The following is a 22,680-nucleotide window of genomic DNA, read 5'->3' as shown; positions in this document are numbered from 1 at the left end:
TCACCTTTCTGGCTCCCGGTACCATTGTCGAGACGCACAGCCCCACGCCATCCACGCAATTTACCAACCAACCGGAACCCGACCATGGCCACACTGATTGCCGCCGACGCGAACGCCGCAGCCACCACCGCACTGAGCGAGCAGGACCTGCGCCTGCTGCGCGAGGCCATCCGCCTGTCGGAGGCGTCCCGCGCGCGCGGGCGGCATCCCTTTGCCGCGCTGGTGCCGGACGCCGACGGCAATATCATCGCCAGCGCCGGCAACAACTCAATGCCGCCTGAGGGCGACCCTACCCAGCATGCCGAACTGGCCGCCGCGGCCGAAGCCGCCCGCAAGCTGTCCGCGCAGGCGCTCGCCAGCGCTACGCTCTACACCAGCGCGGAGCCCTGCTGCATGTGCGCCGGCGCCATCTACTGGTGCAACATCGGCCGGGTGGTGTACGCGCTATCCGAGCACCGGCTGCTGACGCTGACCGGCGCGCACCCCGAGAACCCCACCTTCTCCCTGCCCTGCCGCGAGGTCTTCGCGCGCGGGCAGCACAGCGTTGTCGTGCTGGGCCCCGCGCTGGAGGACGAAGCGGCGCGGGCGCACGCGGGCTTCTGGCAGGGCTGAACTCGCCTCGCCCAGGCCCAGCCTAGCGCTTGCATCAAGCCAGCGGCGCCGGCGCCGACATGCCGAACTTCTCCAGCCAGGGCTTGAGCTGCGGCAGGATGGCAGGGTTCAGCGCCACCCCATCGCGCAGCTGGCGCGCCTTGCGTTCGAGCGCGCCCTGTCCCGGCAGGCGCACGCGATCCACGCCCGGGCGCGGCGGATTGTCCGTGCAGGCTCGCGCAATCCAGCCCATTTGTTCCGCAAAGGCGTCTTCGCCGGCAAAGGCAGATGGGTCCAGTATCTGCAGGAACACGGTATTGCCCCAGCGCTTGCCCGGATCGTCGCGGCCATGGCCGGACAGGCCGGCGGTCAGCGCTTCCACCATCAGCGACAGCGCATAACCCTTGTGGCCGGCGTCCAGCCCGCCCAGCGGCAGGATCGATCCCGCGTGCGGCGGGAACATGACGGCAGGGTCGTCGCTGGCGTTGCCGTTCTCATCGATCAGCCACTGATGCGGCAGGCGCTTGCCTTCCTTGTAGAGCCGCGTGGTCAAGCCAACCGTGGTGATCGAGGTGGAAACATCGATCAGCACCGGGCCGTCGGGCGTGGGGAAACCCGCCGCCACCGGGCTGGGCGAGAACACCGGGCGGGTGCCGCCGAATGGCGCCACGGTCATGGCGGCAGGCGCCGACGAGTACAGCAGCATGACAAAGCCCGCCCGCGTGGCGCGCTCCAGGTACGCCGCCAGGCACGCAATATGGTGTGCGCGGCGGATGGTGACGGTACCGGTGCCGTAGTCGCGCGCCCGCGCCATCGCGCTTTCCATGGCGCGCAGCGTCAGCCACGGCCCCGGCAGGCGCTTGCCGTCCCAGGTGGCCACGGCGGCGCGGTTGGCCAGCACGTCGTAGTCCTCCTTGACCGCCATGCTGCCGCTTTCGATCTCTGCCAGGTAGGTGGGCAGCAATTGCAGGCCGTGCGTGTCGTGGCCCATCAGGTCGCCTTCGACCAGGATGTCCGCCACGTCGGCGGCCCGGTCGGCGGGCATGCCCGCGCGCTCGAACATGGCCTGTGCCATGGTGCGCAGCGCGGCGGCGTCATGGCGCACGATGACTGGGGGTTGGCTTTGCATAGGGGCTCCGTCAGATCGGGCGCGACCGGCGCGCCCAGGGTTTTACTCGTTGACCGATACGCCGGCCGCCTTGACGACCTTTTCCCAGCGCGCCTTCTCGGCCAGCGCGAAGGTCTGGAATTCAGCGGCGGGCTTCGGGTCCGGCTCGGCGCCGGCATTGACCAGCTGCTCGCGGAACTCGGGCCTGCGCATGGCTGCCATCACCGCATCGCTCACCTTGGACACGATCTCGCGCGGCGTGCCGGCGGGGGCAAACAGCCCGAACCACGAGCCGGTCACAAAGCCCGGCAGGCCGGCCTCTTCCATCGTCGGCACATTGGGCAGCGCGCTCATGCGCTGGGTGCCGGTCACGGCGAGCGCCTTGAGCTTGCCGGACTTGACGAAGGGCAGCGAGGTCGGCGCGTTATCGAACATGATCTGCACCTGCCCGCCCATCAGGTCCGTCACCGCCAGCGCGCTGCCCTTGTACGGCACGTGCACCATCTGGGTTCCGGTCATGACCTTGTATAACTCGCCCGACAGGTGAATCGAGCTGCCCGCGCCCGACGAGGCAAAGGTGGCCTTGCCGTTTTCGCTCTTCACGAACTGCGTGAGCTCCTTGACGTTCTTCGCCGGCACGGCGGGATTGACCACCAGGATATTCGGCACCGAGGCGACCATCGCTACGGCGGTGAAATCCTTGGTCGTATCGTAGGGCATCTTGCGATAGAAGCTGGCGTTGATCGCATTGGTGCCAACCGTGCCCATCAGGAAGGTGTAGCCGTCCGGCGCCGACTTGGCGACGATGTCCGCGCCGATATTGCCCGAGGCCCCCGGGCGGTTTTCCACCACCACCGGCTGGCCCAGCGCCTTCTGCAGGTCGCGCCCGATCAGCCGCGCCACGATATCCGTATTGCCGCCGGCGGCAAACGGTACCACCACGCGGATCGGCTTGGACGGATAGGTGTCCGCCTGCACGGGCAACGCCACGCACGCGGCGGTGGCGGCCAGGACGGCCAGCAGCGCGCGGCGCGACGGCTTGTAGCTTTGATGCATGGGTGTCTCCTTTGTGGTTCTTGTTGTGGTGCGTGGTGCGTGGTGCACGGTACCCGGTGCGCTCAGTGCGATGCACCCGGCAGCAGCCGGCCCGGGTTCATCAGGCCGTGCGGGTCCAGCGCCTGCTTGATCTTTTGCATCAGCGCCAATTCCACGCCGGATTTGTAGTGCGCGTTCTTGTCGACCTTCAACTGGCCGATGCCATGCTCGGCCGAGATCGAGCCGCGCACGCGGTGCACGGCCTCGTACACCAGCGCGCTGATGGCCGCGCCGTTGGCCCGCACGAACGCCGGCTGCGGCACGCCGTACGGCGCGCTGACGTTGTAGTGCAGGTTGCCGTCGCCCAGATGGCCAAAGGCCAGCACGCGTGCGCCGGGGTTGGCGGCCACGATGGCGGCGCTGGTGTGCGCAATGAACTCGCCAATCGCAGAGATCGGCACCGAGATATCGTGCTTGAGGTTGTCGCCCTCCAGCGACTGGGCTTCGGGCAGGTGATGGCGGATCCGCCACAGGCCATCAGACTGCGCGTGCGAGGCGGCAATGGCGGCGTCCGCCACGATGCCCGCCTCGAAAGCCTCTTCCATCAGTTCGCTGAAAGCCTGCGTGGCGCGCGCCTCGCTGTGCGGGTCGCTGCTTTCCAGCAGGACATACCAGGGATGCGCTTGTTCGAAGGGCGCGCGGCAGTCCGGGAAATGTCGCGCCACCAGGGCCACGCACACGCCGCTCATCAGCTCGAACGCCGTCAGCGTGGCGGCCAGCCGGCGCTGGGCCAGTTCCAGCAGGCGCAGTGCCGCGTGCGGATCGCTCACCGCCGCCAGCGCGGTCATGCGCGCGGCCGGGCGCGGAAACAGCTTGAGGGTGGCGGCGGTGATCACGCCCAGCGTGCCCTCCGCGCCGATAAAGAGCTGTTTGAGGTCGTAGCCGGTGTTGTCCTTGCGCAGGCCGCGCAGGCCGTCCCAGATCTCGCCATCCGGCGTCACCACTTCCAGCCCCAGGCACAGCTCGCGCGTATTGCCGTAGCGCAGCACCTGCACCCCGCCCGCATTGCTGGCGAGATTGCCGCCGATGGTGCAACTGCCCTCCGCGCCGAGCGACAGCGGGTACAAGCGGCCCGCTTCCTGCGCCGCCTGCTGGACGGCGGCCAGGATGCAGCCCGCCTCGGCGGTGAGCGTGTTGTTGATCGGATCGATCTCGCGGATACGGTTCAGCCGCGCCGTGGACAGCACCAGCGCGCGGCCGCCGTCGTCGGGGATGGCGCCGCCCACCATGCCGGTATTGCCGCCCTGCGGCACCAGCGGCACCTGGCGCGCCGCGCACCAGCGCACCACGGCCGCCACGTCGGCCGTGGTATCGGGCTGGGCCACCGCCAGCGCGCGGCCGGTCCAGCTGCGGCGCCAGTCGGTGAGAAACGGCGCGGTGTCTTCAGGTGCGCTCAGCAAGCGGCCGGCAAACCGGCTGCGCAAGTCGGCCAGCGTGGCATCGGTCATGGGGTGTCTCCTGTCTTGTATTTTGCTTTTTTGTTTTTTAGTCCGCGATCCGCATCGTCGGGGTGATCTGGCGCGGGTCCGTGACCAGTTCCAGCACCGCGGGCTTGCCCGCTGCCTGGGCCCGGGCAAAGGCCGCGGCAAAGTCCTCCGTACGCGTCACGCGCTCTGCCCAGGCCCCGCACGACTGCGCCATCGCCACGAAATCCGGGCTCGGGATATCCGTGCCGCTGACGCGCCCTGGATAGCGCTTCTCCTGGTGCATGCGGATGGTGCCGTACATGCCGTTGTTGACCACCACCACGATCAGGTTGGCGCCGTACTGCGCGGCCGTGGCCACCTCCTGCGGGTACATCAGGAAGCAGCCGTCGCCGGCAAAGCACACCACCGTGCGCTGCGGGTCGCGCAGCTTGGCCGCGACCGCCGCGGGCAGGCCGTAGCCCATGGCGCCGCAGGTTGGGGCCAGCTCGGTGCGCGGCTGGCGATAGGCATAGTAGCGATGCAGCCAGACCGTGTAGTTGCCGGCGCCGTTGGTCAGCACGGCGTCATCGGGCAAGACCCGGTCCAGGTGCGCGATCACCGCGCCCATATCCACGCCGGTGAGCTGCGGATGCGGCTTGGCCGAAGCCGCGAATGCGCAATGCGCGTCGCGCGCGGCGCTGGTCCATTCGCCCCAGCGCACGGCAGCCGGCGGCGTAAGCGCGGCCAGCATGGCCGCGCCGGGCTCGATGCCGGCGTGGATGGCCAGCTCTGGCTGGTACACGCGGCCCAGCTCGGCGCTGTCGGCATGCAGGTGGATCAGGCGCTGGCGCGGTTGCGGCGCTTCCAGCAAGGTGTAGCCGTCGGTGGCGATATCGCCCAGCCGCGTGCCGAAGGCCAGGATCACGTCGGCATTGCGCACGCGCTGGGCCAGCGCGGGGTTGACCCCCAGGCTGAGGTGGCCGACATAGTGCGGATCGCGGTTGTCGAACACATCCTGGCGGCGGAAGACGCAGGCTACCGGCAGGTTCCAGCGCTGCACGAAGGCCCCGAAATCGGCAGCCGCCCGCGCGCTCCAGTTAGCCCCGCCGGCAATCACCAGCGGGCGCTTGGCACCGGCCAGCGCGGCGGCCAGCGCATCGGCATCGGCCGCGCGCGGTGCTGCCGCCACCGGGCGATAGCGCCCGGTATCGGCCACTTCGCACAGGCCGTCCAGCACGTCCTCGGGCAGCGAGATCACCACCGGGCCGGGCCGGCCCGAGGTGGCGCACTGGAACGCCCGGGCCACCAGTTCCGGGATGCGCGCCGGATCCTCGATCTCCACCACCCACTTGGCGATGGAGCCGAACATGGCGCCGTAGTCGACTTCCTGGAAGGCTTCACGGCCCTTGTGGCCGCGGGCGATCTGGCCAACGAAGAGCAGCATGGGCGTGGAATCCTGCGCTGCGATATGCACGCCGATGCTGGCGTGGGTGGCGCCCGGGCCGCGCGTGACAAAGCAGATGCCCGGCCGGCCCGTGAGCTTGCCGTCGGCCTCGGCCATATTGGCCGCCGCGCCTTCGTGCTTGCAGACGATCAGGTCGATGGCCGGCTGGTCGTGCAGCGCATCAAGGACATCCAGGAAACTCTCCCCCGGCACGCAGAAGATGCGCTCGGCGCCGTGGATGCGCAGCGCGTCCACCAGGACCCGGCCGCCTGAGCGCGCCGCCGGCTTGGTGGAAGATGAAGAGGAAGGCGTGGTAGCTGCAACGGATGGGCTGGTCATGGCAGAGAAGAAATGGTGCAGTGCGATCAGGCCGAGGCCGGAATGGGACGGAACCGGAAAGGACCGGGAACGTAGCGATTGTTATGTCGCAGACGCCTTGGGCGCTTGGCTTAAGGCGCATTTCTGTTATGCGTAAAACGCAAGGCTACTGCCGCGGCACGCGTGTAGATTGTTGCCAGGCGATCCCACCCTGCCACATGCGCCGCTTGCAAGAGCATAGCGGCCGCGTCACGCAGCGCAAAGGACGATGGCCAAGACAAAAATACAACGGAGACCAAGACATGCTTCTGCACCTGCGGCCCTTCCGGGCCAGCCAGCCAGCCCATCAGTCCCATCCGGTTTTCCGTTATCGCCTCGCCTTCGGCCTGCTCGCCAGCGCCCTGGCCGCCGTTGGCGCGCTGCCGGCCCACGCGCAGGACGCCTGGCCGACCAAGCCGGTCAACTATGTGGTTCCCTTTGCCGCGGGCGGTACCACCGACGTGCTGGGCCGCCTGATCGGCCAGCGCCTGTCGCAGATGATCGGGCAGCCGGTGGTGGTGGAGAACCGCGCCGGCGCGGGCGGCAACATCGGCTCCGACTACGTGGCCAAGGCCGCGCCGGACGGCTACACCCTGGTCGGCGGCACCATCAGCTCGCACTCGATCAATGTGAGCCTGTACCCGAAGATGCCATACGACCCGATCAAGAACTTCCAGCCCGTGGCCCTGATCGGCACGCTGCCCAACCTGCTGGTGGTCAACGCCAACAGCCCGTGGAAGAGCGTGCAGGACGTAATCGCCGCTGCCAAGGCCAAGCCCGATGCGATCTCCTTCGGCTCGGCCGGCAACGGCACCTCGCAGCACCTGGCCGGCGAGCTGTTCTCCAGCATGGCGGGCGTCAAGCTGCTCCACGTGCCGTTCAAGGGCAGCAGCCCGGCCGTGCAGGCCTTGCTGGGCAACCAGGTCGATGTCTTGTTCGAGAACAGCGTGGCCGCCATGCCGATGATCCAGTCCGGCAAGTTCCGCGCGCTGGCCACCACCGCCGCCAAGCGCGCCCGCGAGCTCCCGGATGTGCCGACCGTGGCAGAGGCCGGCGGCCCGAAACTGCGAGGCTACGAGATCGTTTCCTGGCAAGCCGTGTTCGCCCCCGCCGGCACGCCCGCGCCCATCGTCAACCGCCTTGCCGCGGACATCGGCAAGATCATCCAGGAACCCGACATGCGCGCACGCCTTGCCTCGCTCGGCATCGAGCCGTCCGGCGCCGGCCCGGCCGAACTGGGCGCGTTCCAGAAGAGCGAAGTGGCCAAGTGGGCGCAACTGATCAAGAGCGCCAACATCCGGCCGGAATGACGCCAGCGCATGGCTCGCATGGCTTGCCGGGTACCCAAGCCGGGCCCGGCGGCTTATCATGGGGGCCGCCTTGTCCCGCCCATCCCTCCTTCTTCTTTCGAACCGCAAGCCCATGAGTGAACACCGCATCCCGACTCCCGCCCTCCATCAATGGGTGGTCGATCTCTGGCTCGCCGCCGGCTCCGATGCTCGCGAGGCCCGCCTGACCGCCGACCACCTGGTCGGCGCCAACCTGTCCGGCCACGACTCGCACGGGGTCGGCATGATCCCGAAGTACGTGATGTCCTGGCTGGGCGAGCAGCTTCAGCTGAACCAGCGCGTGAGCGTAGTGCACGAGGCCGGCGGCATCCTGAGCCTGGACGGCAATCGCGGCATGGGCCAGGCGGTGACCGAGGAAGCCATGCGCCTGGCCATCGAGCGCGCGCGCGAGCACGGCGTGTGCGTGCTGGGCCTGCGCAGTGCGCACCATCTTGGCCGGGTCGGCCACTGGGCCGAGCAGGCGACCGCTGCCGGCATGATCTCTATCCACTTCGTCAATGTGCTATCCAAGCCGATCGTGGCCCCGCATGGCGGCTACGAGGCACGCTATGGCACCAACCCGTTCACCATCGGCGTGCCGGTGGCCGGCGGCGAGCCGCTGGTGATGGATTTCGCCACCAGCGCGATCGCACTGGGCAAGGTGCGCGTGGCCAACAACAAGGGCGTGCCAGTGCCCCCGGGCTGCCTGCTCGACACAGAAGGCCATCCCACCGACGACCCCGCCGTGATGTTCCCGCCCGCCGGCGAGGCGCAAGGCGCGCTGCGCCCCTTCGGCGAGCACAAGGGCTATGTGCTGGCGGTAATGTGCGAGTTACTAGGCGCGGCCGTCACGGGCGGCCACACCATCCGCCCGCAGACCCTGACCCACGAGCACGCGGTCTGGAACAATATGCTGGCCATCGTGTTCGATCCCGAGCGCCTGGGCAGCAGCACCACCTTCGGCCATGAAGTGCAGGCCTTCGTCGACTGGCTGCGCTCATCGCACCTGCAGCCCGGCACCGACGCCATCCTGCTGCCCGGCGAGCCCGAGCGCGCATGGCGCTGCGCCCGCGCCGAGTTCATGCCGGTGGACAGCGGCACGCTGGCCCAGCTCGACGACGCCGCGGCGCGCGTGCAGGCAGCACGCGGCAAATCGCCCGGCCCGCTGTCCCGGCTGGCGGTGGACTGATCCACCCGCCCCGGCGACCCACCGAACCTTTCAGGCCTAGCCATCATGCCGCACCTAATCATTGAAATTACCGAAAACACCCGCCTCACCTGCTCGCAGGAAGAGTTGCTGGACGAAGCCAATGCTGCGCTGCTGGCTTCCGGCCAGTTCGGCGAGCCGGACATCAAGTCGCGCTGCATCACGCTGACCTCCTACCGCCAGGGCACCGAAGCGCGCGAACGCGCCTTCGTCCATGCGCGCCTGCACATCCTGGACGGCCGCGAGCTGGACGTGCGCCAGGCGCTGAGCAGAGCGATCTGCGAGGTCATCGCCGACGCCGTGCGCCCTGCCAACGCGGAAGACAGCGTGCAGGTCAGCGTGGAAGTGGTCGAGATGGAACGCGCCAGCTTCACCAAGCAGATCGTCAGCGGCTCGCACTGAAGCACCGGGCAAGCCAGCAGACAGGCAGACAAGCAGCAACGATGGCCCCGAAGCCTCCCCGAGGCTGGATGACATCAGCTGCGGCGAGATCCTCGACGGTACCGCCACCATACAAAGCATGGGCGAACGCATCTTCTTGCAGATCCTTGCCGCGGCCTCCGGCCAGCGCACCAAGAGTGAGTTGCTGGGCCTGGGCGCCCAGGAGTTCGCGCCTTGGCAGATCGGCATCACAGGCTGACGCATTCGCCTTCGACACTGAAAACAGGAATACCAACGCAATGTCCACCCTCCCGTACTCGAACCTGCCCTCGCCCCTGCCTAACCGCTTCCGTGCCGACGTGCTGGCTCACAAGCGCGTGATCGGCTGCTGGTGCTCGCTGGGCAACGCCACCACCACCGAGATCCTGGGCCTGGCCGGCTTCGACTGGCTGCTGCTCGACGGCGAGCACTCGCCCAACGACGTGCTCACCTTCATCCCGCAACTGATGGCCCTGCAAGGCAGCGTGAGCGCGCCGGTAGTGCGCCCGCCCGCCAACGATCCGGTCCTGATGAAGCGCCTGCTGGACATCGGCTTCTATAATTTCCTGATTCCCTTTGTGGAAAGCGCCGAACAGGCCGAGCGCGCGGTCAGCGCCACCCGCTACCCGCCTGCAGGCGTGCGCGGCGTGTCGTCGGTCCAGCGCAGCAACCGCTATGGCACGGTGCCGGAGTACTTCAGCCAGATCAACGACAATATCTGCGTACTGGTACAGATCGAAAGCCAGAAGGGCGTGGATGCGGCCGACGAGATCTGCGCGGTGGATGGCGTGGACGGCATCTTTATCGGCCCGAACGACCTGGCGGCTGCCTGCGGCCACCTCGGCAATCCGAATCACCCCGAAGTGCAGGCGCAGGTGGCGCGCATCTTCGAGGCCGCCAAGCGCGCCGGCAAGGCCGTGGGCACGCTGACACCGGTAGAAGCCGACGCGCGCCGCTACCTGGACATGGGCGCGAGCTTCGTGGCGGTAGGCCTGGACCAGAATATCTTCCGTAGCGCGACGCAAGCGCTGCGCGATCGTTTCGCCAGCTAAGCGCTGCATCGGGTGGCATCTAGCTGCATCCGGCACCAAGAGAGGACTGACATGAGCAAGATCGGATTCATCGGACTGGGCGTGATGGGTACGCCCATGGCGCAGCACCTGCTGGCAGGCGGCAACACGCTTTATGTGCACTCGCGCAGCGGCCCGCCCAAGGCGTTGCTAGATGCCGGCGCCAAAGCCTGCGCCAACGCCACCGAGGTCGCGCAGCAAAGCGATGTGATCTTCCTCATGCTGCCCGACACACCCGACGTGGAGCGCGTGCTGTTCGGCGAGAACGGCGTGGCGGCGGGCCTCTCCAAAGGCAAGACCGTGGTGGACATGAGTTCCATTTCGCCAATCGACACGCGCATCTTTGCCGGGAAGATCGAAGCGCTGGGCTGCGACTATGTGGACGGCCCCGTGTCCGGCGGCGAAGTCGGCGCCAAGGCTGCGACGCTATCGATCATGGCCGGCGGCAAGCAGGACGTGTTCGACCGCGTGCTGCCGCTGCTCAAGCTCATGGGCAAGAACATCACGCTGGTGGGCGGCGTGGGCGACGGCCAGGTCGCCAAGGTGGCCAACCAGGTCATCGTGGCCCTCACCATCGAAGCCGTGGGCGAAGCCCTGGTGCTCGCCGCCAAGGCCGGCGCGGACCCCGCCCGCGTGCGCGAGGCGCTGATGGGCGGCTTCGCCAGCTCGCGCATCCTGGAAGTGCATGGCGAGCGCATGATCAAGCGCACCTTCGACCCGGGATTCCGCATCGAACTGCACCAGAAGGACCTCAACCTCGCGCTCTCCACGGCAAGCAAGCTGGGCGTGAGCCTGCCCAACACCGCCTCGTGCCAGCAACTGTTCAATGTGTGCGGCGCGCTCGGCGGCGCCAAATGGGACCATTCCGGCCTGGTGCGCGCGCTCGAGCATATGTCCGGGCACGCCATCGGCGACAAGGCCTGATGCCAGGGACTGCGGCCGCCGGCACGACGACATGACCACCGCGATGAACTCCGAGGATCTGGCCTGCTTCGTCTGCGTCGCCAACACGCAAAGCATCTCGCGCGCCGCGCTCGAAATGGGCGCGGACCAGTCCACCGTAAGCCGGCAGATCGCCCGGCTGGAGGCCGCGCTGGATACCCGCCTGTTCCACCGCAGCGGACGCGGCGTGGTGCTGACCGAAGCTGGCCAGACGTTGATCGTCTACGCGCGGCAGGTAGCGGCCACGCTGGCCGAAGCCCGTGAAGCCATCCGCGCGTCCTCCGCGCAAGGCCCGGCGCAACTGGTGATCGCGGCGCAGCCCACCATCGCCAACACCGCGTTCGCCAGCATCGGCACCGCGCTCAAACAGCGCTTTCCCGCGACCAAGGTGCGCTTTGTCGAAGGACTGGCCAGCCCTGTGCTGGCCTGGCTGGCGGCTGGCGAGATTGACGTTGCCTTGCTCTATCTGCCTGAGCAGCAAGGCGCGCTGAAGGTCGACATCCTGCTGGAAGAAGACCTGACGCTGGTCACGCCGACATCCTGGAGCCACCTCGGCCCGACCTTTCCCGTACGCCGCCTTGGCGAAGTGCCGCTGATCCTGCCCAGCACGGGACACGGCTTGCGCGTGCTGGCCGAATCGCTCGCGGCTCGGGCGGGCACCAGCCTGCAACTGGCGCTGGAGTGCGACGCGTCCAATACCGTGTCGATGCGGTTGGTGGAAGACGGCTGCGGCGCCACCCTGCTGCCCTTTGCCGCCGTCGCGGATCGCGTGGCGCAAGGCCGGCTGCATTCAGCCCGGCTGGTGGATCCGGTGGTGACGCGGCAGGTGGCGCTTGCCACCGCGCGTAACCGCACGCCGGTGCCTGAGCTGTGGGACATCATGCAGACGGTGAGGCAGTCGGTGCGCAATATTGTGATGTCGGGGGCCTGGCCGGGGGCGCGGTTGATTTGAAACCGCTAAGCTGTCCTGAAAGTGGAAAGTGGCGTTCAGGCAAGTACTTCCAAACCATGCTTTTGGACTACCTGCAGCAGCCGCGCGGCCATCCCGCTGGGCTGCTTCTGCCCGGTCTCCCATTTCTGAATCGTCGACGTGCTTGTGTTCAGGTAGCGGGCAAAAATGGGCTGGCTCACGTTGACCGATTTGCGGATCTTGACGATGTCCTCAGCCCCGAAGTGTGGCGGTGCCTCCAGGCACAGGTCGTCATACTCGCGCATGGTCTTCTTGTTGATGGCCTTCACCCTCAAGAGGCCTGATGCAGCGCTGTGGATTGCCTCGAAGGCGTCGGTTTTGACGCGTTTAGTAGTCATGGCAGATCTCCAATAGTTCACCTTGATCGAGCAGTCCAGCGATCTGCGAGAGGGAGGCGGCCGCATAATCCCTCGACAGCTTCTTGGACCCTTCCAGCTCTTTGACGCTGATGTTCTCTCGATCTTTCTTTGCGAACAGGTAGGTGAATATCCATCGCTTTTCGACTTTGTGGAGGACGATTGTGCGATGCCTGTTCTTGTTGAGCCGCGCCTTCCAGACGTCGCCGCCTAGGTCATCGCCCTGGCCCTGCTGCAACCCTTGTGCAGTCCCGCATAATTCGGCATCGTCTATTCCAGCCTTGCCGGCGGCCTTGCTGAACCAGGATGTTTTGAAGACACGCGGGGAAAGGACTTTCATGTGAATCGCCAGAATTCGGATAACAAAGTCTAGCACTGAGTGCAATACCGCTCAACATATCGCACGATACGCGCCGCATGATGCACTCGAAATACCAAGCGTCAGGAGCCCCCATGAACGCCGACCAACTCCGCACCATCCAGGCCCCGCTCAAGGAGAAGTATCGCGAACACCCCGAGGCGGCCTCGATCACCTTGCGTGCATCGAGCCGTCTAGGCGAAGGCGTTACCTGCAATGTCGAAACCGGCAAGGCGCTGGTCGAAGCCGGCCTGCATCCCGCCACCGGCGGCACCGGGCTGAGCGCCTGCTCCGGGGACATGCTGCTGGAGGCCCTGGCCGCCTGCGCCGGTGTCACGCTGAATGCGGTGGCGACGGCGCTGGGCATTGCGCTGCGCAGCGCTCGCGTGCTGGTGGAGGGTGATCTCGATTTTCGCGGCACGCTTGGCGTGAGCAAGGAAACCGCCGTGGGCTTCCAGGCAATCCGGGTGCGGTTTGAGCTGGATACGGACGCGCCGCCCGACCAGGTTGAAACACTGCTGCGGCTGACCGAGCGCTACTGCGTGGTGTACCAGACGCTCGCCGGCGGAACACAGATCGGCGTTACCCATGCCGTCGGCGCGGGGCCGGCGGCATAGCGAGCCAGCTCGCCACCAGGACTAAGGCTTGATGTTCTGGTTGTGGCGGAACAGGTTGTCGGGATCGTAACGCCGCTTGACCTCGACCAGCCGGGCATAGTTCGGCCCGTACGCCGCGCTGACGCGATCGCCCTCTTCCTGCGTCAGGAAATTCACGTATACCGAGCCAAGCGCGTACGGCGCCGCAGCCTGGAAGACCTCGCGCGACCAGGCGATGCAGGCGTCGTCGTCGGCCGGCTCGGTCCAGCGTCCGTGCACGTTCATCACATAGTTGGCATCACGATTGGGATACGCCGTGGCGTGCGCCGCGACCCGGTTGGTCTGCCCGCCCATGGCGCCGATAAAGATCTCCGTGTGCGGCGAGGGCAGCTTGCTGACGTAGTCCGTCAACAACGTGAGCAGGCCATCGTCCAGGCCGGCGAAGTTGTGCGATTTCCAGTAGTTGCGCGCCCCCGGCGTGAGCAAGGGATCGAACGCCTGCTGCCAGGCGGCAAACGGCATGGGCCCGACATGCTCGCCATAGGGCGTGCCGAGATGGCGCAATGGCTCGACCAGTTGCGGCCCGTTGGCTGGCGGCCCGATGTAGCAGATGGCCAGCGCCACGATGGGCTTGCCATGTGTCTCCGGCGGCAGGAACGGCAGCGGCGGCGCGAGCCGCAGCACGGCCCACACGGTCAGCTCGTCGGGCATGCCGTCGAAGCGGTCGCGCAGGGCCTGCAACACGGCCACGCCCTGCTCCAGCGGATAGACGATCAGGCCGCCGTAGATCTCCGGGCCGACCGGCCGCAGGGCGAACTCGAACATGGTGACCACGCCGAAGTTGCCGCCGCCGCCGCGTATGGCCCAGAACAGGTCGGGGTGCTCGGTGGCGCTGGCGTGCACCAGCTTGCCATCGGCTGTCACCACCTGCGCGCTCACCAGGTTATCCACGGTGGTGCCGTACTTGCGGCTGATCCAGCCAAAGCCGCCGCCCAGCGTGAGTCCCGCCACGCCGGTGGTGGAGTTGATGCCAAGCGGCGTGGCCAGCCCGAAGGCCTGCGCCTCGTGGTCGAAATCGCCCAGCGTGGCGCCGGGCTCGACATAGGCGCGCAGTGCGCTGGGATCGATCCGCACCGATTTCATGTCCGACAGGTCCAGCGTGACCGCGCCCTCGCAAAGGGCCAGCCCACCGATATTGTGGCCGCCGGCGCGTACCGACAGCAGCACGCCGTTGTCCCGCGCGAACGCTACCGTATCGATGACATCGGCCGCGCCGGCGCTTTTGACGATGAGCGCGGGGCGCCGGTCGATCATGGCGTTCCAGACTTTTCGCGCCGCCTCATAGCCCGCCTCGCCAGGTTGCAGCACCTGGCCTCTGAGTTTCGACTTCAAACCACTGACCAGCTCACTAGACAGATCGGCCATGATGCACCTCGCGACGGAATCCCGGATATGGGTTCGGCCGCGGTACTGGCCGCATGCCACAAGGCGCGGCTTGATCCGTCTCCGGCGTCATGTCGGGGCAAAGGATGGCATGGCGAACTGAAGGGGGAAAAGCGGCAGGCGTGGGAGCCAGGAGGGGGGCCGAATCCTTCCTCATTTAAGGTTGGCCCCGGACGAATGTAAAGCGGCCGGGACACTGGTCCCGGCCGTGTAGCGTTGTCCCGGTTTTTCCGGGCGCGCTGGCCGTGCAAACGGGTCAGGTCACCGGCGCCGGGTTGAACAGCGCCAGCGAATTGTGCAGCTTATGGTGCTCGGCCCAGGTCTTCTTGCGCCCGCTCGCCACATCCAGCATCAGCCGGAACAACTCCCAGCCAACGTCCTCGATAGTGGCCTCGCCGGTGGCGATGCGCCCGGCATTCACGTCCATCAGGTCGTGCCAGCGGCGTGCAAGATCACTACGCGTTGCCACCTTGATCACGGGCACTTCGGCCAGGCCGTACGGCGTGCCGCGGCCGGTGGTGAACACATGCAGGTTCATGCCGGCGGCCAGCTGCAAGGTGCCGCAGATGAAATCGCTGGCAGGCGTGGCTGCGTAGATCAGGCCCTTGTGCTTGAGCTTTTCGCCGGGCGAGAGCACGCCGGTGATGGCCGTGCTGCCCGACTTGACGATCGAGCCCATGGCCTTCTCGACGATATTGGACAGCCCGCCCTTCTTGTTGCCGGGCGTGGTGTTGGCGCTGCGGTCGACCCGGCCCTTCTCCAGGTAGCGGTCGTACCAGTCCATCTCGCGGATCATCGCCTGCGCCACTTCGGGCGTGGCCGCGCGCGCCGTGAGCTGGTCAATGCCGTCGCGCACCTCTGTGACTTCCGAGAACATCACGGTCGCGCCGGCGCGCACCAGCAGGTCGGTGGCAAACCCCACGGCGGGATTGGCGGTCACACCTGAAAACGCATCGCTGCCGCCGCACTGCACGCCCACCACCAGCTCCGAGGCCGGGCAGGTTTCGCGGCGGCGCTGGTCAAGCTTGGCCAGGTGGGTATGCGCCATCGCCATGATGGAATCGATCATGCTCTCGAAGCCAACGTGCTCGTCGTCCTGCAGGCACACCACGCCAACATCCAGGCCGCCGGGCAAGCTGCCGGCCGGCAACAGGCGCTCCGGCTGCAGCTTCTCGCAACCCAGGCTCACCATCATGGCGGTGCCGCCGAAATTCGGGTTCAGCGCGATATTGCGCAGCGTGCGGATCGGCACGATGGCGTCCGGCGCATCGATGGCCACGCCACAGCCGTAGGTATGCTCCAGCCCCACCACGTCGTCCACATTGGGATACCGCGGCAGCAGCTCGGCCTTGATGCGCCGCACCGCGTGCGCAACAACGCCCGACACGCACTGCACGGTGGTGGTGATGGCGAGGATGTTGCGGGTGCCGACCGAGCCGTCCGGATTGCGGAAGCCCTCGAAGCTATAGCCTTCCAGCGGCGGCAGCGGGTCCGCCACGCGCGTGCTGATCGGCAGGTTGTCCAGCTCGGGCGCCACCGGCATCTCGATCACGCGCTCGTTGACCCAGCTACCCTTGGGCAGGTCGCGCAGCGCATAGCCGATCACCACGTTGTAGCGCACCACGGCATCACCGGCTGCCAGATCCGCCAGCGCCACCTTGTGGCCCTGCGGCACCCGCTCGCGCAGGGTCAGCCCGCAGGGAAACACCGTGCCCTCGGGCAGGCCGCCATCGTTGGCGACGATCGCCACGTTATCCAGCTCGTGGATGCGGATGTACAGCGGGGTGCCCTGCACCTGCGCAGCCGGCTGCGCACCGGCTGGCTGCTCTACCTTGATATCGATAACCGACATGTCTTTTTTTTCCTTCCGAAACGCTTGGCCGCTGCGCCGGGGCTGCACCCGCGCAGCCGGCGCCACTGAATTCAGGGATGCTTGAGCTCGACGCGCTTGATTTCCTTGACGATCACCAGGTAGCTGATCACGGTCACCAGCGCGTTGGCGCCGACGAAGACCAGCGCGCCATTGAAGGAACCGGTGGTGCCAAGGATATATCCGATCACGATCGGCGTGACGATGCCCGCGATATTTCCGAACATGTTAAAGATGCTGCCGGCCAGGCCAATCACTTCCTTCGGTGCCGTATCCGCCACCACGGCCCAGCCCAGCGCGCCGATGCCCTTGCCGAAGAAGGCCAGCGCCATGAAGCCCACTACCAGCCATTCGCTATCCACGTAGTTGCAGGCAATCATGCTGACCGACAGCAGCATGCCGGCGACGATCGGCACCTTGCGGGCTACCGTCAGCGAATAGCCCCGGCGCAGGAACCCATCGGAAATCACGCCGCCCAGCACGCCACCCAGGAAGCCGCAGATCGCCGGCAACGAAGCGACAAAACCCGCCTTCAGGATCGACATGCCGCGCGCCTGCACCAGGTACACCGGGAACCACGTTAGGAAGAAGTACGTCAGCACGTTGATGCAGTACTGGCCCAGGTACACGCCCAGCAGCATCCGGTTGGAGAGAAGCTGGCGCACGTAGAACCAGCGCGTGCCGGGTGCTTCCTTGTCCTTCTTGCCAGCGTCCCCGCTCATCTCGATCAGGCCGCCGCCCTGCTTGATATAGTCCAGTTCGGCGCGATTCACGCCCGGGTGGGTCGCCGGGCTGCGTACCACCTTGAGCCAGAGACCGGCCAGCACCATGCCCAGCGCGCCCATCCACATATAGACGTGGTGCCAGCCCAACGCGTGGGTCAGCCAGGCCATCAGGGGCGTAAACAGCACCGCGGCAAAATACTGCGCGGAATTGAAGATAGCCGAAGCCGTGCCGCGCTCCGCCGTGGGAAACCAGCTGGCCACGACCTTGGCATTGGCCGGGAACGCCGGCGACTCGGCCAGCCCCACGGCAAAACGCAGCACGAACAACGTGGTCACGGCCGCGCCGACCGTGGCGAATACGCCGATAAAACCCTGCAGCAGCGTGAAGAGCGACCACAGGAAAATACTGCAGGCATAGATGCGGCGCGCGCCAAAGCGGTCTAGCAGCCAGCCGCCCGGGATTTGCGCCATCACATAGGCCCAGCTGAAGGCCGAGAAGATGAAACCCATCTGCACGGCATCGAAACCGAACTCCGAGCGCATCGCCGGGCCGGTGATGGAGAGCGTGGCACGGTCGGCATAGTTCACCGTCGTCACCACGAAGATCATCAGCAGGATCCAGTAACGAACATTGCTGCGACGCGTGGCCTCGCCGGCCACGCTGATGGTATTGCTGAGATTCATGGGGTCTCCTGCACGGAGCCGGCTGGAAGATCTGGAAGCAGGCTTGCGGCTGGCCTCCTTCTCGCGTGCTTGGTCGGCTACGTGATATGTCATCGTATGACCGGAATTATAGGCATCCGGCTTGGTCGACAACATTAAGTGTTTACCCGAATTAGGATGCAACACCCTCAGCGAGACCGTCCTAACCGCCCAGCCGTGATCGCACCCGCGCCCTTCTCCCGAAAAACGGGACGCGACAAGCTTTCAGCCAGCTTTCACAGTGATTTACGGAGATTCTGCTCGCGCCGCTCGACGCCTCGCCCAGGCCGTCTCAGATGACTGCCGCCGCCTTCAGGCAAAGTGCCACGCAAGCAACCCCGGGGATCCAACCGCACCCGAGCAAAAATACTTGCACATTCAAATTCGTAGTTGTACGATGACGTATCTCGAAATTGTGCCTGCAAAAATCAAGCACAAGACCCAGTGAACCAACCCTGCCCTTGCGGGTATCAGGACCAGCCATCATGACCACACCACAAGAACTCAAGCAGATCGTCTCGGAAGGCCTGCTTTCCTTCCCCGTGACCGACTTCGACGCGCAAGGCAACTTCCGCCCCGAGACCTATGTAGAGCGCCTGGAATGGCTGGCCCCCTACGGCGCCACCGCCCTGTTCGCCGCCGGTGGCACCGGCGAGTTCTTCTCGCTGACGCCGGACGACTACTCCAATGTCATCCGTACCGCGGTGGAAACCTGCGCAGGCAAGGTGCCCATCCTGGCCGGCGCCGGCGGCCCGACCCGCATGGCCATCGCCTATGCCAAGGAAGCCCAGCGCCTGGGCGCCAAGGGCATCCTGCTGCTGCCGCACTACCTGACCGAAGCCTGCCAGGACGGCATTGCCAACCATATCGAAGAAGTCTGCAAGTCGGTCAATATCGGCGTGATCGTGTACAACCGCGGCAATTCCCGCATCAACGCGGAAATGCTCGAGCGCCTGGCCGACCGCTGCCCCAACCTGATCGGCTTCAAGGATGGCGTAGGCGAGATCGAAGGCATGGTGCGCATCCGCCGCAAGCTGGGCGACCGCCTGTCCTACCTGGGCGGCCTGCCCACCGCGGAAGTCTACGCCGCCGCCTACAAGGCGCTGGGCGTGCCCGTGTACTCCTCGGCCGTGTTCAACTTTATCCCCAAGACGGCGATGGACTTCTACCGCGCGATTGCCGCAGACGACCACGCCACCACCAACCGCCTGATCGACGAGTTCTTCCTGCCCTACCTGGACATCCGTAATCGCCGCGCAGGTTACGCCGTGAGCATCGTCAAGGCCGGCGCCAAGCTGGTCGGGCACGATGCCGGCCCGGTCCGCGCGCCGCTGACGGACCTGGACGAGCAGGAACTGGCGATGCTGGATGCGCTGATCAAGAAGCTGGGCCCGCAGTAAGGGGCCGGTTAGCCGCGCCGGCGTGCACAAGCGCCGGTGCGGCCATGCCCAGCTCCATTCTCGCTCGCCCCTCTGGACGCCGGCCGCTCAGGAGAATGGTATTTCGAAGATCCACTTGAGCGTCCAACGGTCAGCCGCGCGCGACAGCCCGCGGCCGATGCCAAAGTTGAAGACGATTGGGCCGCGATCCACATCGAAAGCAAGATAGGCGGTTTGCGCTTGCCCGGGCCCGGTCGCCGGATGATTGACGCGGCCCAGATCCATGTAATACTCGGCGCCCGCGCGCAAGCCTGGCAACACCGTTCGGGCCACCTTGAAGCTAGGCGTTGCGCTCGGTGCCGCGCTCTTGTCCACGCCGGCCAGGTCCCATCCGAGCACAGGGTTAAAGGCAAAGAGCCAGCTCGCGTCTTGATAGCCGATGATGGGTCGCAGCTCCAGCGCCTTGGTGGCGCTCTCGAATCGCTGTCCAACTCGCGCGAGTTCCACGTTTGCGCCAGCAAAGTATCCAGCGCCATCCACCGCGCGGACCGGCATCCATTTCACACGAAGCTTGGGTCCCGTCACGTAGTAGCTGTTGTCACGCGACAGCATGGTAGGGATGTAAAGCCCAAGCTCCCAGGAAGGCGAGAGGCCGTAAGAGAATTCGGCGGTCACACGCCAGCCGTGCGGGGTGGTGACTTCGCCTGGATACGATGGCTGTGAATGGCCGCTTGGCGTGGTGTTGAGATGCAGCTCGAGGCCGAACTTGCCCGGCGCGTTGATATCGCCGGTGTACACCTGGAACTCATCCGGCAGCACCGCCCACGCTGGATGGACCATGAAGCCGGGCAACGCGGAGCACAGGCAAAGAACGGCGGATACGCGGGACAAGGCGTTCATTCAGCGCTGACTCGTGGAGGCTCGCGGCGAAGCTGCCGGAATATTAGCTCCGCGCACCTGGCTTGTCATGCATATCCGAATTCACCAATGAAAAGCGCAATTAGAGTCGTTCGCATTCTTGGCGCGAGCGCTGAGACCCATCGCGCGAACTAGCGTCTCTGCAAGGGCTGGCTGAACAGGGATGGCATGAGGTAAATGCCGCCAAAGGAAACGCTGCGGCCAACTTCGGTAAAGGCGTAAGTATCGGTCTTGTCGTCCGACCAGTCCGCGCGCGCGAACAGGCCAAGGTCTTGCCCGACCTTTTGCTCGAAACTCAGGCCAACGCCGACCTTGGCATGCTCCCTGCGCACATCACCCACACCTGGCGTGCTGCCGTTGGCATTGCCAAAGGCGATGGCGTCGCGGAAGTTGCCCATCTTCGCCTTGTTGCGCCATAGCAGCAAGCGCGCCTTGCCCTCTTGGCCGAACAGCCGGTAGCCCTTCTCCAAATCGATCTGGTCGCCGTAGTGCTGCAGGAAGCGGGTATCGAGCGGCAGGCCATTGGATTCGATTGGCTGCAGGAAACGCCCGATGCGAACCGCCCAGTCATCGTCGATGTATTCGAGCGCGATCCCCCAGTTGTAGCCGCGTGCATCTGCCGCGTAGTCGAACGAGCCGTGCGTCATGAATGACCAGATGAGAAACCGCATGCGCGGATCGTGCGCGTACTCAACCGCATTGAAGATGTCGAGCACGGGAACGTTGCCGGCCGTCAGCACCACCCGCCGCTTGTCGACGGTGGTTGCGAGCTGGTTGAAATCCGCCTCCACCTTCTCTTCGCCCCCACCCAGGCCCCAGGTCTGGCGCGGGAAAGCCCGGGCACGGAACACGGTTGGATTCGGGCCGGATACTGCGTGGCACCCGGGCGGGCCGCGCTGTCGCGACCGGTAGGGCAACTTGGCCTGGAGCGCAACGTGCGCTCTGTGCTATGGGAGAGCGTTCCAAGCTTTGCGCCGGGTAACGCAACCCACTACCAATAAGGAGTAAGGAGACCAGTATGGACAGTAGTTGTAGTCGATCTTCACACGTTCCGCCGACGAGGTAACGCAACATGCGCTATTGCCTCGTCGTCCAGCGAGGCATTGTTGCGCCCCGGCATAGCTAGTGACGCACCACGCCTCTTGCATGATTTTCGCCGCTCGCGCGGCCATCTCGGACCTACTGGTAGCCCTTGCCCATCAGGCTCTGCTCACATGGGCCTGATGGGCATCCATCAATGGGGGACGGTAGGCTTGACCACGGTGAGAGCATTGTCCGAGTCCGCATCCTTGCCGAGGAATACCATCCGCAGCGCAGGCACGATCACGAGCAGCATCAACGGCCCCACCAGCATCCCCCCCACCACCACAGTCGCCAGCGGGCGCTGCACCTGGCTGCCGATGCCGGTGGAGATCGCCGCCGGCAGCAAGCCGATACATGCCGACAACGCGGTCATCAGCATTGGCCGCATCCGACTGGATGAAGAACACCAGCAGGCAGCCAAAGAAAAGGCTGTGCAGGACGGTGTGGGTGGTGACCGACACCAGGCTGGAGCGATCGTAGTAGGACTCGACCTTGACGCCGGCGGACAAAGTGCCGTCGCTATTGATCTTCTCGATCTCGGCCTTGACGCGTGCGACCACCTCATTGGTCCGCAAAGTCCGGTTCATCACCACGACGGCGGTGACCACGTCGTCTTCGTTGTCGCGGCCGGATTTGCCCAGCCGTGGCGTGAAGCCGATCTTGACCTTGGCGACAGATGTTGACATCCTCCCCTCCCTCGACCTGCGGCCGCCGCCTTTCGGTGGAAAGGGAGGGGATTCCTACGGCGCTACGCAGATGCGATGCACACCATCGCGTGGTTTTGGCTGATCGCATTGCGTTTTCCTGATGCACGTGCATTTGGTCTTCGTGACCAAGTATCGGCACAATGTGTTCACCAAGGAGATACTCGGCGACATGCGCGGCATCTTTGCCAGCGTCTGCTTGGATTTCGAATCCGAACCGGTGGAGTTCGACGGCGAGGACGACCATGTTCACTTGCTGGTGAACTATCCGCCCTAGGTCTCAGTGTCATTCTTGGTGAACAGCCTGAAAGGCATGTCCAGCCGCCCGATTCGACAAAAGGGATACCTCAGCATCCGCAAGAAACTGAGGCGCTCTCTGGTCGCCGTCCTACTTCGCTGGAAGCTGTGGCGGTGCGCCTATCGAGATTGTGCGGCAATACATCGAACAGCAGAAAACGCCGCACTAGGCTCAGCATTGGACGCCTACGCCGTCCGCGCTATCCTTCCTCGGCCTGAAGGCCGAGGTTTGACGCGCATCCGATCAAGCTCATTCCCGCTAACAGATGAGCCCTCCTTTACCGAGACGCCCTACGCAGATGGACGGCGGC

The 22,680-nt window shown here is 65.8% G+C and carries 21 protein-coding genes and 3 pseudogenes; 11 read left to right on the top strand and 13 right to left on the bottom strand.

Annotated features, from left to right (window positions below):
- Positions 1–84 precede the first annotated feature (84 nt).
- Complete coding sequence (locus ACGLHR_RS30435; RefSeq protein ID WP_400098277.1) at positions 85–612, top strand: nucleoside deaminase; 528 nt, start codon at positions 85–87, stop codon at positions 610–612.
- Positions 613–646: 34 nt separating this feature from the next.
- On the opposite strand, the gene ACGLHR_RS30430 is transcribed toward ACGLHR_RS30435, so the two are convergent.
- The 4 genes from ACGLHR_RS30430 to ACGLHR_RS30415 all read right to left on the bottom strand — a co-directional run bounded on the left by ACGLHR_RS30430 (position 647) and on the right by ACGLHR_RS30415 (position 5,983).
- The gene (locus ACGLHR_RS30430) at positions 647–1,720 is read right to left on the bottom strand and encodes an Ldh family oxidoreductase (RefSeq protein ID WP_400098275.1); all 1,074 of its coding nucleotides are present in this window, start codon (positions 1,718–1,720) and stop codon (positions 647–649) included.
- A gap of 42 nt (positions 1,721–1,762) precedes the next feature.
- Positions 1,763–2,755 carry a Bug family tripartite tricarboxylate transporter substrate binding protein gene (locus ACGLHR_RS30425; protein ID WP_400098273.1) on the bottom strand — a complete coding sequence of 331 codons (993 nt, stop codon included), beginning with the start codon at positions 2,753–2,755 and terminating at the stop codon, positions 1,763–1,765.
- A 62-nt stretch (positions 2,756–2,817) separates the two neighbouring features.
- Positions 2,818–4,242: an FAD-binding oxidoreductase gene (locus ACGLHR_RS30420; RefSeq protein WP_400098272.1), complete on the bottom strand. Its 1,425-nt coding sequence runs from the start codon at positions 4,240–4,242 to the stop codon at positions 2,818–2,820.
- 37 nt (positions 4,243–4,279) lie between these two features.
- Positions 4,280–5,983, bottom strand: a complete 1,704-nt coding sequence (locus ACGLHR_RS30415; protein WP_400098270.1) for a thiamine pyrophosphate-binding protein — start codon at positions 5,981–5,983, stop codon at positions 4,280–4,282.
- Between the two features lie 281 nt (positions 5,984–6,264).
- On the opposite strand from ACGLHR_RS30415, the gene ACGLHR_RS30410 reads away from it, so the two are divergent.
- The 7 genes from ACGLHR_RS30410 to ACGLHR_RS30380 all read left to right on the top strand — a co-directional run bounded on the left by ACGLHR_RS30410 (position 6,265) and on the right by ACGLHR_RS30380 (position 11,920).
- Positions 6,265–7,311 carry a Bug family tripartite tricarboxylate transporter substrate binding protein gene (locus ACGLHR_RS30410; RefSeq protein WP_400098268.1) on the top strand — a complete coding sequence of 349 codons (1,047 nt, stop codon included), beginning with the start codon at positions 6,265–6,267 and terminating at the stop codon, positions 7,309–7,311.
- Between the two features lie 112 nt (positions 7,312–7,423).
- Entirely contained in the window at positions 7,424–8,518 is a 1,095-nt protein-coding gene (locus ACGLHR_RS30405) for a malate/lactate/ureidoglycolate dehydrogenase (RefSeq protein WP_400098266.1), read from the top strand.
- A gap of 45 nt (positions 8,519–8,563) precedes the next feature.
- Positions 8,564–8,938 carry a 5-carboxymethyl-2-hydroxymuconate isomerase gene (locus ACGLHR_RS30400; RefSeq protein ID WP_318232304.1) on the top strand — a complete coding sequence of 125 codons (375 nt, stop codon included), beginning with the start codon at positions 8,564–8,566 and terminating at the stop codon, positions 8,936–8,938.
- Positions 8,844–9,176, top strand: coding sequence for a hypothetical protein (locus ACGLHR_RS30395; protein ID WP_400098296.1), 333 nt, complete (start codon positions 8,844–8,846; stop codon positions 9,174–9,176). Before ACGLHR_RS30400 ends, ACGLHR_RS30395 begins: the two co-directional genes overlap by 95 nt.
- A gap of 40 nt (positions 9,177–9,216) precedes the next feature.
- The gene (garL, locus tag ACGLHR_RS30390; protein ID WP_400098263.1) at positions 9,217–10,008 is read left to right on the top strand and encodes a 2-dehydro-3-deoxyglucarate aldolase; all 792 of its coding nucleotides are present in this window, start codon (positions 9,217–9,219) and stop codon (positions 10,006–10,008) included.
- 51 nt (positions 10,009–10,059) lie between these two features.
- Entirely contained in the window at positions 10,060–10,950 is an 891-nt protein-coding gene (locus tag ACGLHR_RS30385; RefSeq protein ID WP_400098261.1) for a 2-hydroxy-3-oxopropionate reductase, read from the top strand.
- Between the two features lie 31 nt (positions 10,951–10,981).
- Positions 10,982–11,920, top strand: a complete 939-nt coding sequence (locus ACGLHR_RS30380) for a LysR substrate-binding domain-containing protein (RefSeq protein ID WP_318232301.1) — start codon at positions 10,982–10,984, stop codon at positions 11,918–11,920.
- 35 nt (positions 11,921–11,955) lie between these two features.
- Here ACGLHR_RS30380 and ACGLHR_RS30375 read toward each other — a convergent pair whose 3' ends face one another.
- Positions 11,956–12,276 carry a helix-turn-helix domain-containing protein gene (locus ACGLHR_RS30375; RefSeq protein ID WP_400098259.1) on the bottom strand — a complete coding sequence of 107 codons (321 nt, stop codon included), beginning with the start codon at positions 12,274–12,276 and terminating at the stop codon, positions 11,956–11,958.
- On the bottom strand, positions 12,266–12,634 hold the full coding sequence (locus ACGLHR_RS30370; RefSeq protein ID WP_400098258.1) for a type II toxin-antitoxin system RelE/ParE family toxin: 369 nt from the start codon (positions 12,632–12,634) through the stop codon (positions 12,266–12,268). Before ACGLHR_RS30370 ends, ACGLHR_RS30375 begins: the two co-directional genes overlap by 11 nt.
- A gap of 113 nt (positions 12,635–12,747) precedes the next feature.
- Between ACGLHR_RS30370 and ACGLHR_RS30365 the strand changes: the two genes are divergently transcribed.
- Positions 12,748–13,269, top strand: a complete 522-nt coding sequence (locus tag ACGLHR_RS30365) for an OsmC family protein (protein WP_400098256.1) — start codon at positions 12,748–12,750, stop codon at positions 13,267–13,269.
- A 21-nt stretch (positions 13,270–13,290) separates the two neighbouring features.
- Here ACGLHR_RS30365 and ACGLHR_RS30360 read toward each other — a convergent pair whose 3' ends face one another.
- The 3 genes from ACGLHR_RS30360 to ACGLHR_RS30350 form a co-directional block, all read right to left on the bottom strand.
- Positions 13,291–14,673: an FAD-binding oxidoreductase gene (locus tag ACGLHR_RS30360; protein ID WP_400098254.1), complete on the bottom strand. Its 1,383-nt coding sequence runs from the start codon at positions 14,671–14,673 to the stop codon at positions 13,291–13,293.
- A gap of 274 nt (positions 14,674–14,947) precedes the next feature.
- On the bottom strand, positions 14,948–16,486 hold the full coding sequence (gene garD / locus ACGLHR_RS30355) for a galactarate dehydratase (RefSeq protein ID WP_400098294.1): 1,539 nt from the start codon (positions 16,484–16,486) through the stop codon (positions 14,948–14,950).
- A 128-nt stretch (positions 16,487–16,614) separates the two neighbouring features.
- The gene (locus ACGLHR_RS30350) at positions 16,615–17,970 is read right to left on the bottom strand and encodes an MFS transporter (RefSeq protein ID WP_400098252.1); all 1,356 of its coding nucleotides are present in this window, start codon (positions 17,968–17,970) and stop codon (positions 16,615–16,617) included.
- Positions 17,971–18,473: 503 nt separating this feature from the next.
- Between ACGLHR_RS30350 and kdgD the strand changes: the two genes are divergently transcribed.
- On the top strand, positions 18,474–19,388 hold the full coding sequence (gene kdgD, locus ACGLHR_RS30345; protein WP_400098250.1) for a 5-dehydro-4-deoxyglucarate dehydratase: 915 nt from the start codon (positions 18,474–18,476) through the stop codon (positions 19,386–19,388).
- Positions 19,389–19,475: 87 nt separating this feature from the next.
- Here the strand turns inward: kdgD and ACGLHR_RS30340 are convergent, their stop codons facing one another.
- The 4 genes and pseudogenes from ACGLHR_RS30340 to ACGLHR_RS30325 form a co-directional block, all read right to left on the bottom strand.
- Entirely contained in the window at positions 19,476–20,207 is a 732-nt protein-coding gene (locus tag ACGLHR_RS30340) for a hypothetical protein (RefSeq protein ID WP_400098292.1), read from the bottom strand.
- 254 nt (positions 20,208–20,461) lie between these two features.
- Positions 20,462–21,157, bottom strand: a pseudogene (locus ACGLHR_RS30335) (carbohydrate porin); the annotation flags it as partial.
- A gap of 362 nt (positions 21,158–21,519) precedes the next feature.
- Complete coding sequence (locus ACGLHR_RS30330; RefSeq protein WP_400098290.1) at positions 21,520–21,741, bottom strand: efflux RND transporter permease subunit; 222 nt, start codon at positions 21,739–21,741, stop codon at positions 21,520–21,522.
- Positions 21,742–21,760: 19 nt separating this feature from the next.
- Positions 21,761–22,042: pseudogene (locus ACGLHR_RS30325) on the bottom strand (efflux RND transporter permease subunit); the annotation flags it as partial.
- Positions 22,043–22,175: 133 nt separating this feature from the next.
- Here ACGLHR_RS30325 and tnpA point away from each other — a divergent pair.
- Positions 22,176–22,539 (top strand): annotated as a pseudogene (tnpA, locus tag ACGLHR_RS30320) (IS200/IS605 family transposase).
- Positions 22,540–22,680 lie beyond the last annotated feature (141 nt).

Origin of the sequence: Cupriavidus sp. CuC1 (assembly GCF_044627735.1) — a bacterium.
In the GTDB taxonomy this organism is placed as follows: Bacteria; Pseudomonadota; Gammaproteobacteria; order Burkholderiales; family Burkholderiaceae; genus Cupriavidus; species Cupriavidus ulmosensis.
This window is presented reverse-complemented; position numbering and strand designations above follow the sequence as displayed.

Coding starts and splice junctions, on each gene's coding strand:
- ACGLHR_RS30435 (WP_400098277.1), top strand. CDS start 85: ATGGCCACACTGATTGCCGCCGACGCGAACGCCGCAGCCACCACCGCA.
- ACGLHR_RS30430 (WP_400098275.1), bottom strand. CDS start 1,720: ATGCAAAGCCAACCCCCAGTCATCGTGCGCCATGACGCCGCCGCGCTG.
- ACGLHR_RS30425 (WP_400098273.1), bottom strand. CDS start 2,755: ATGCATCAAAGCTACAAGCCGTCGCGCCGCGCGCTGCTGGCCGTCCTG.
- ACGLHR_RS30420 (WP_400098272.1), bottom strand. CDS start 4,242: ATGACCGATGCCACGCTGGCCGACTTGCGCAGCCGGTTTGCCGGCCGC.
- ACGLHR_RS30415 (WP_400098270.1), bottom strand. CDS start 5,983: ATGACCAGCCCATCCGTTGCAGCTACCACGCCTTCCTCTTCATCTTCC.
- ACGLHR_RS30410 (WP_400098268.1), top strand. CDS start 6,265: ATGCTTCTGCACCTGCGGCCCTTCCGGGCCAGCCAGCCAGCCCATCAG.
- ACGLHR_RS30405 (WP_400098266.1), top strand. CDS start 7,424: ATGAGTGAACACCGCATCCCGACTCCCGCCCTCCATCAATGGGTGGTC.
- ACGLHR_RS30400 (WP_318232304.1), top strand. CDS start 8,564: ATGCCGCACCTAATCATTGAAATTACCGAAAACACCCGCCTCACCTGC.
- garL (WP_400098263.1), top strand. CDS start 9,217: ATGTCCACCCTCCCGTACTCGAACCTGCCCTCGCCCCTGCCTAACCGC.
- ACGLHR_RS30385 (WP_400098261.1), top strand. CDS start 10,060: ATGAGCAAGATCGGATTCATCGGACTGGGCGTGATGGGTACGCCCATG.
- ACGLHR_RS30380 (WP_318232301.1), top strand. CDS start 10,982: ATGACCACCGCGATGAACTCCGAGGATCTGGCCTGCTTCGTCTGCGTC.
- ACGLHR_RS30375 (WP_400098259.1), bottom strand. CDS start 12,276: ATGACTACTAAACGCGTCAAAACCGACGCCTTCGAGGCAATCCACAGC.
- ACGLHR_RS30370 (WP_400098258.1), bottom strand. CDS start 12,634: ATGAAAGTCCTTTCCCCGCGTGTCTTCAAAACATCCTGGTTCAGCAAG.
- ACGLHR_RS30365 (WP_400098256.1), top strand. CDS start 12,748: ATGAACGCCGACCAACTCCGCACCATCCAGGCCCCGCTCAAGGAGAAG.
- ACGLHR_RS30360 (WP_400098254.1), bottom strand. CDS start 14,673: ATGGCCGATCTGTCTAGTGAGCTGGTCAGTGGTTTGAAGTCGAAACTC.
- ACGLHR_RS30350 (WP_400098252.1), bottom strand. CDS start 17,970: ATGAATCTCAGCAATACCATCAGCGTGGCCGGCGAGGCCACGCGTCGC.
- kdgD (WP_400098250.1), top strand. CDS start 18,474: ATGACCACACCACAAGAACTCAAGCAGATCGTCTCGGAAGGCCTGCTT.
- ACGLHR_RS30340 (WP_400098292.1), bottom strand. CDS start 20,207: ATGGTCCATCCAGCGTGGGCGGTGCTGCCGGATGAGTTCCAGGTGTAC.
- ACGLHR_RS30330 (WP_400098290.1), bottom strand. CDS start 21,741: ATGACCGCGTTGTCGGCATGTATCGGCTTGCTGCCGGCGGCGATCTCC.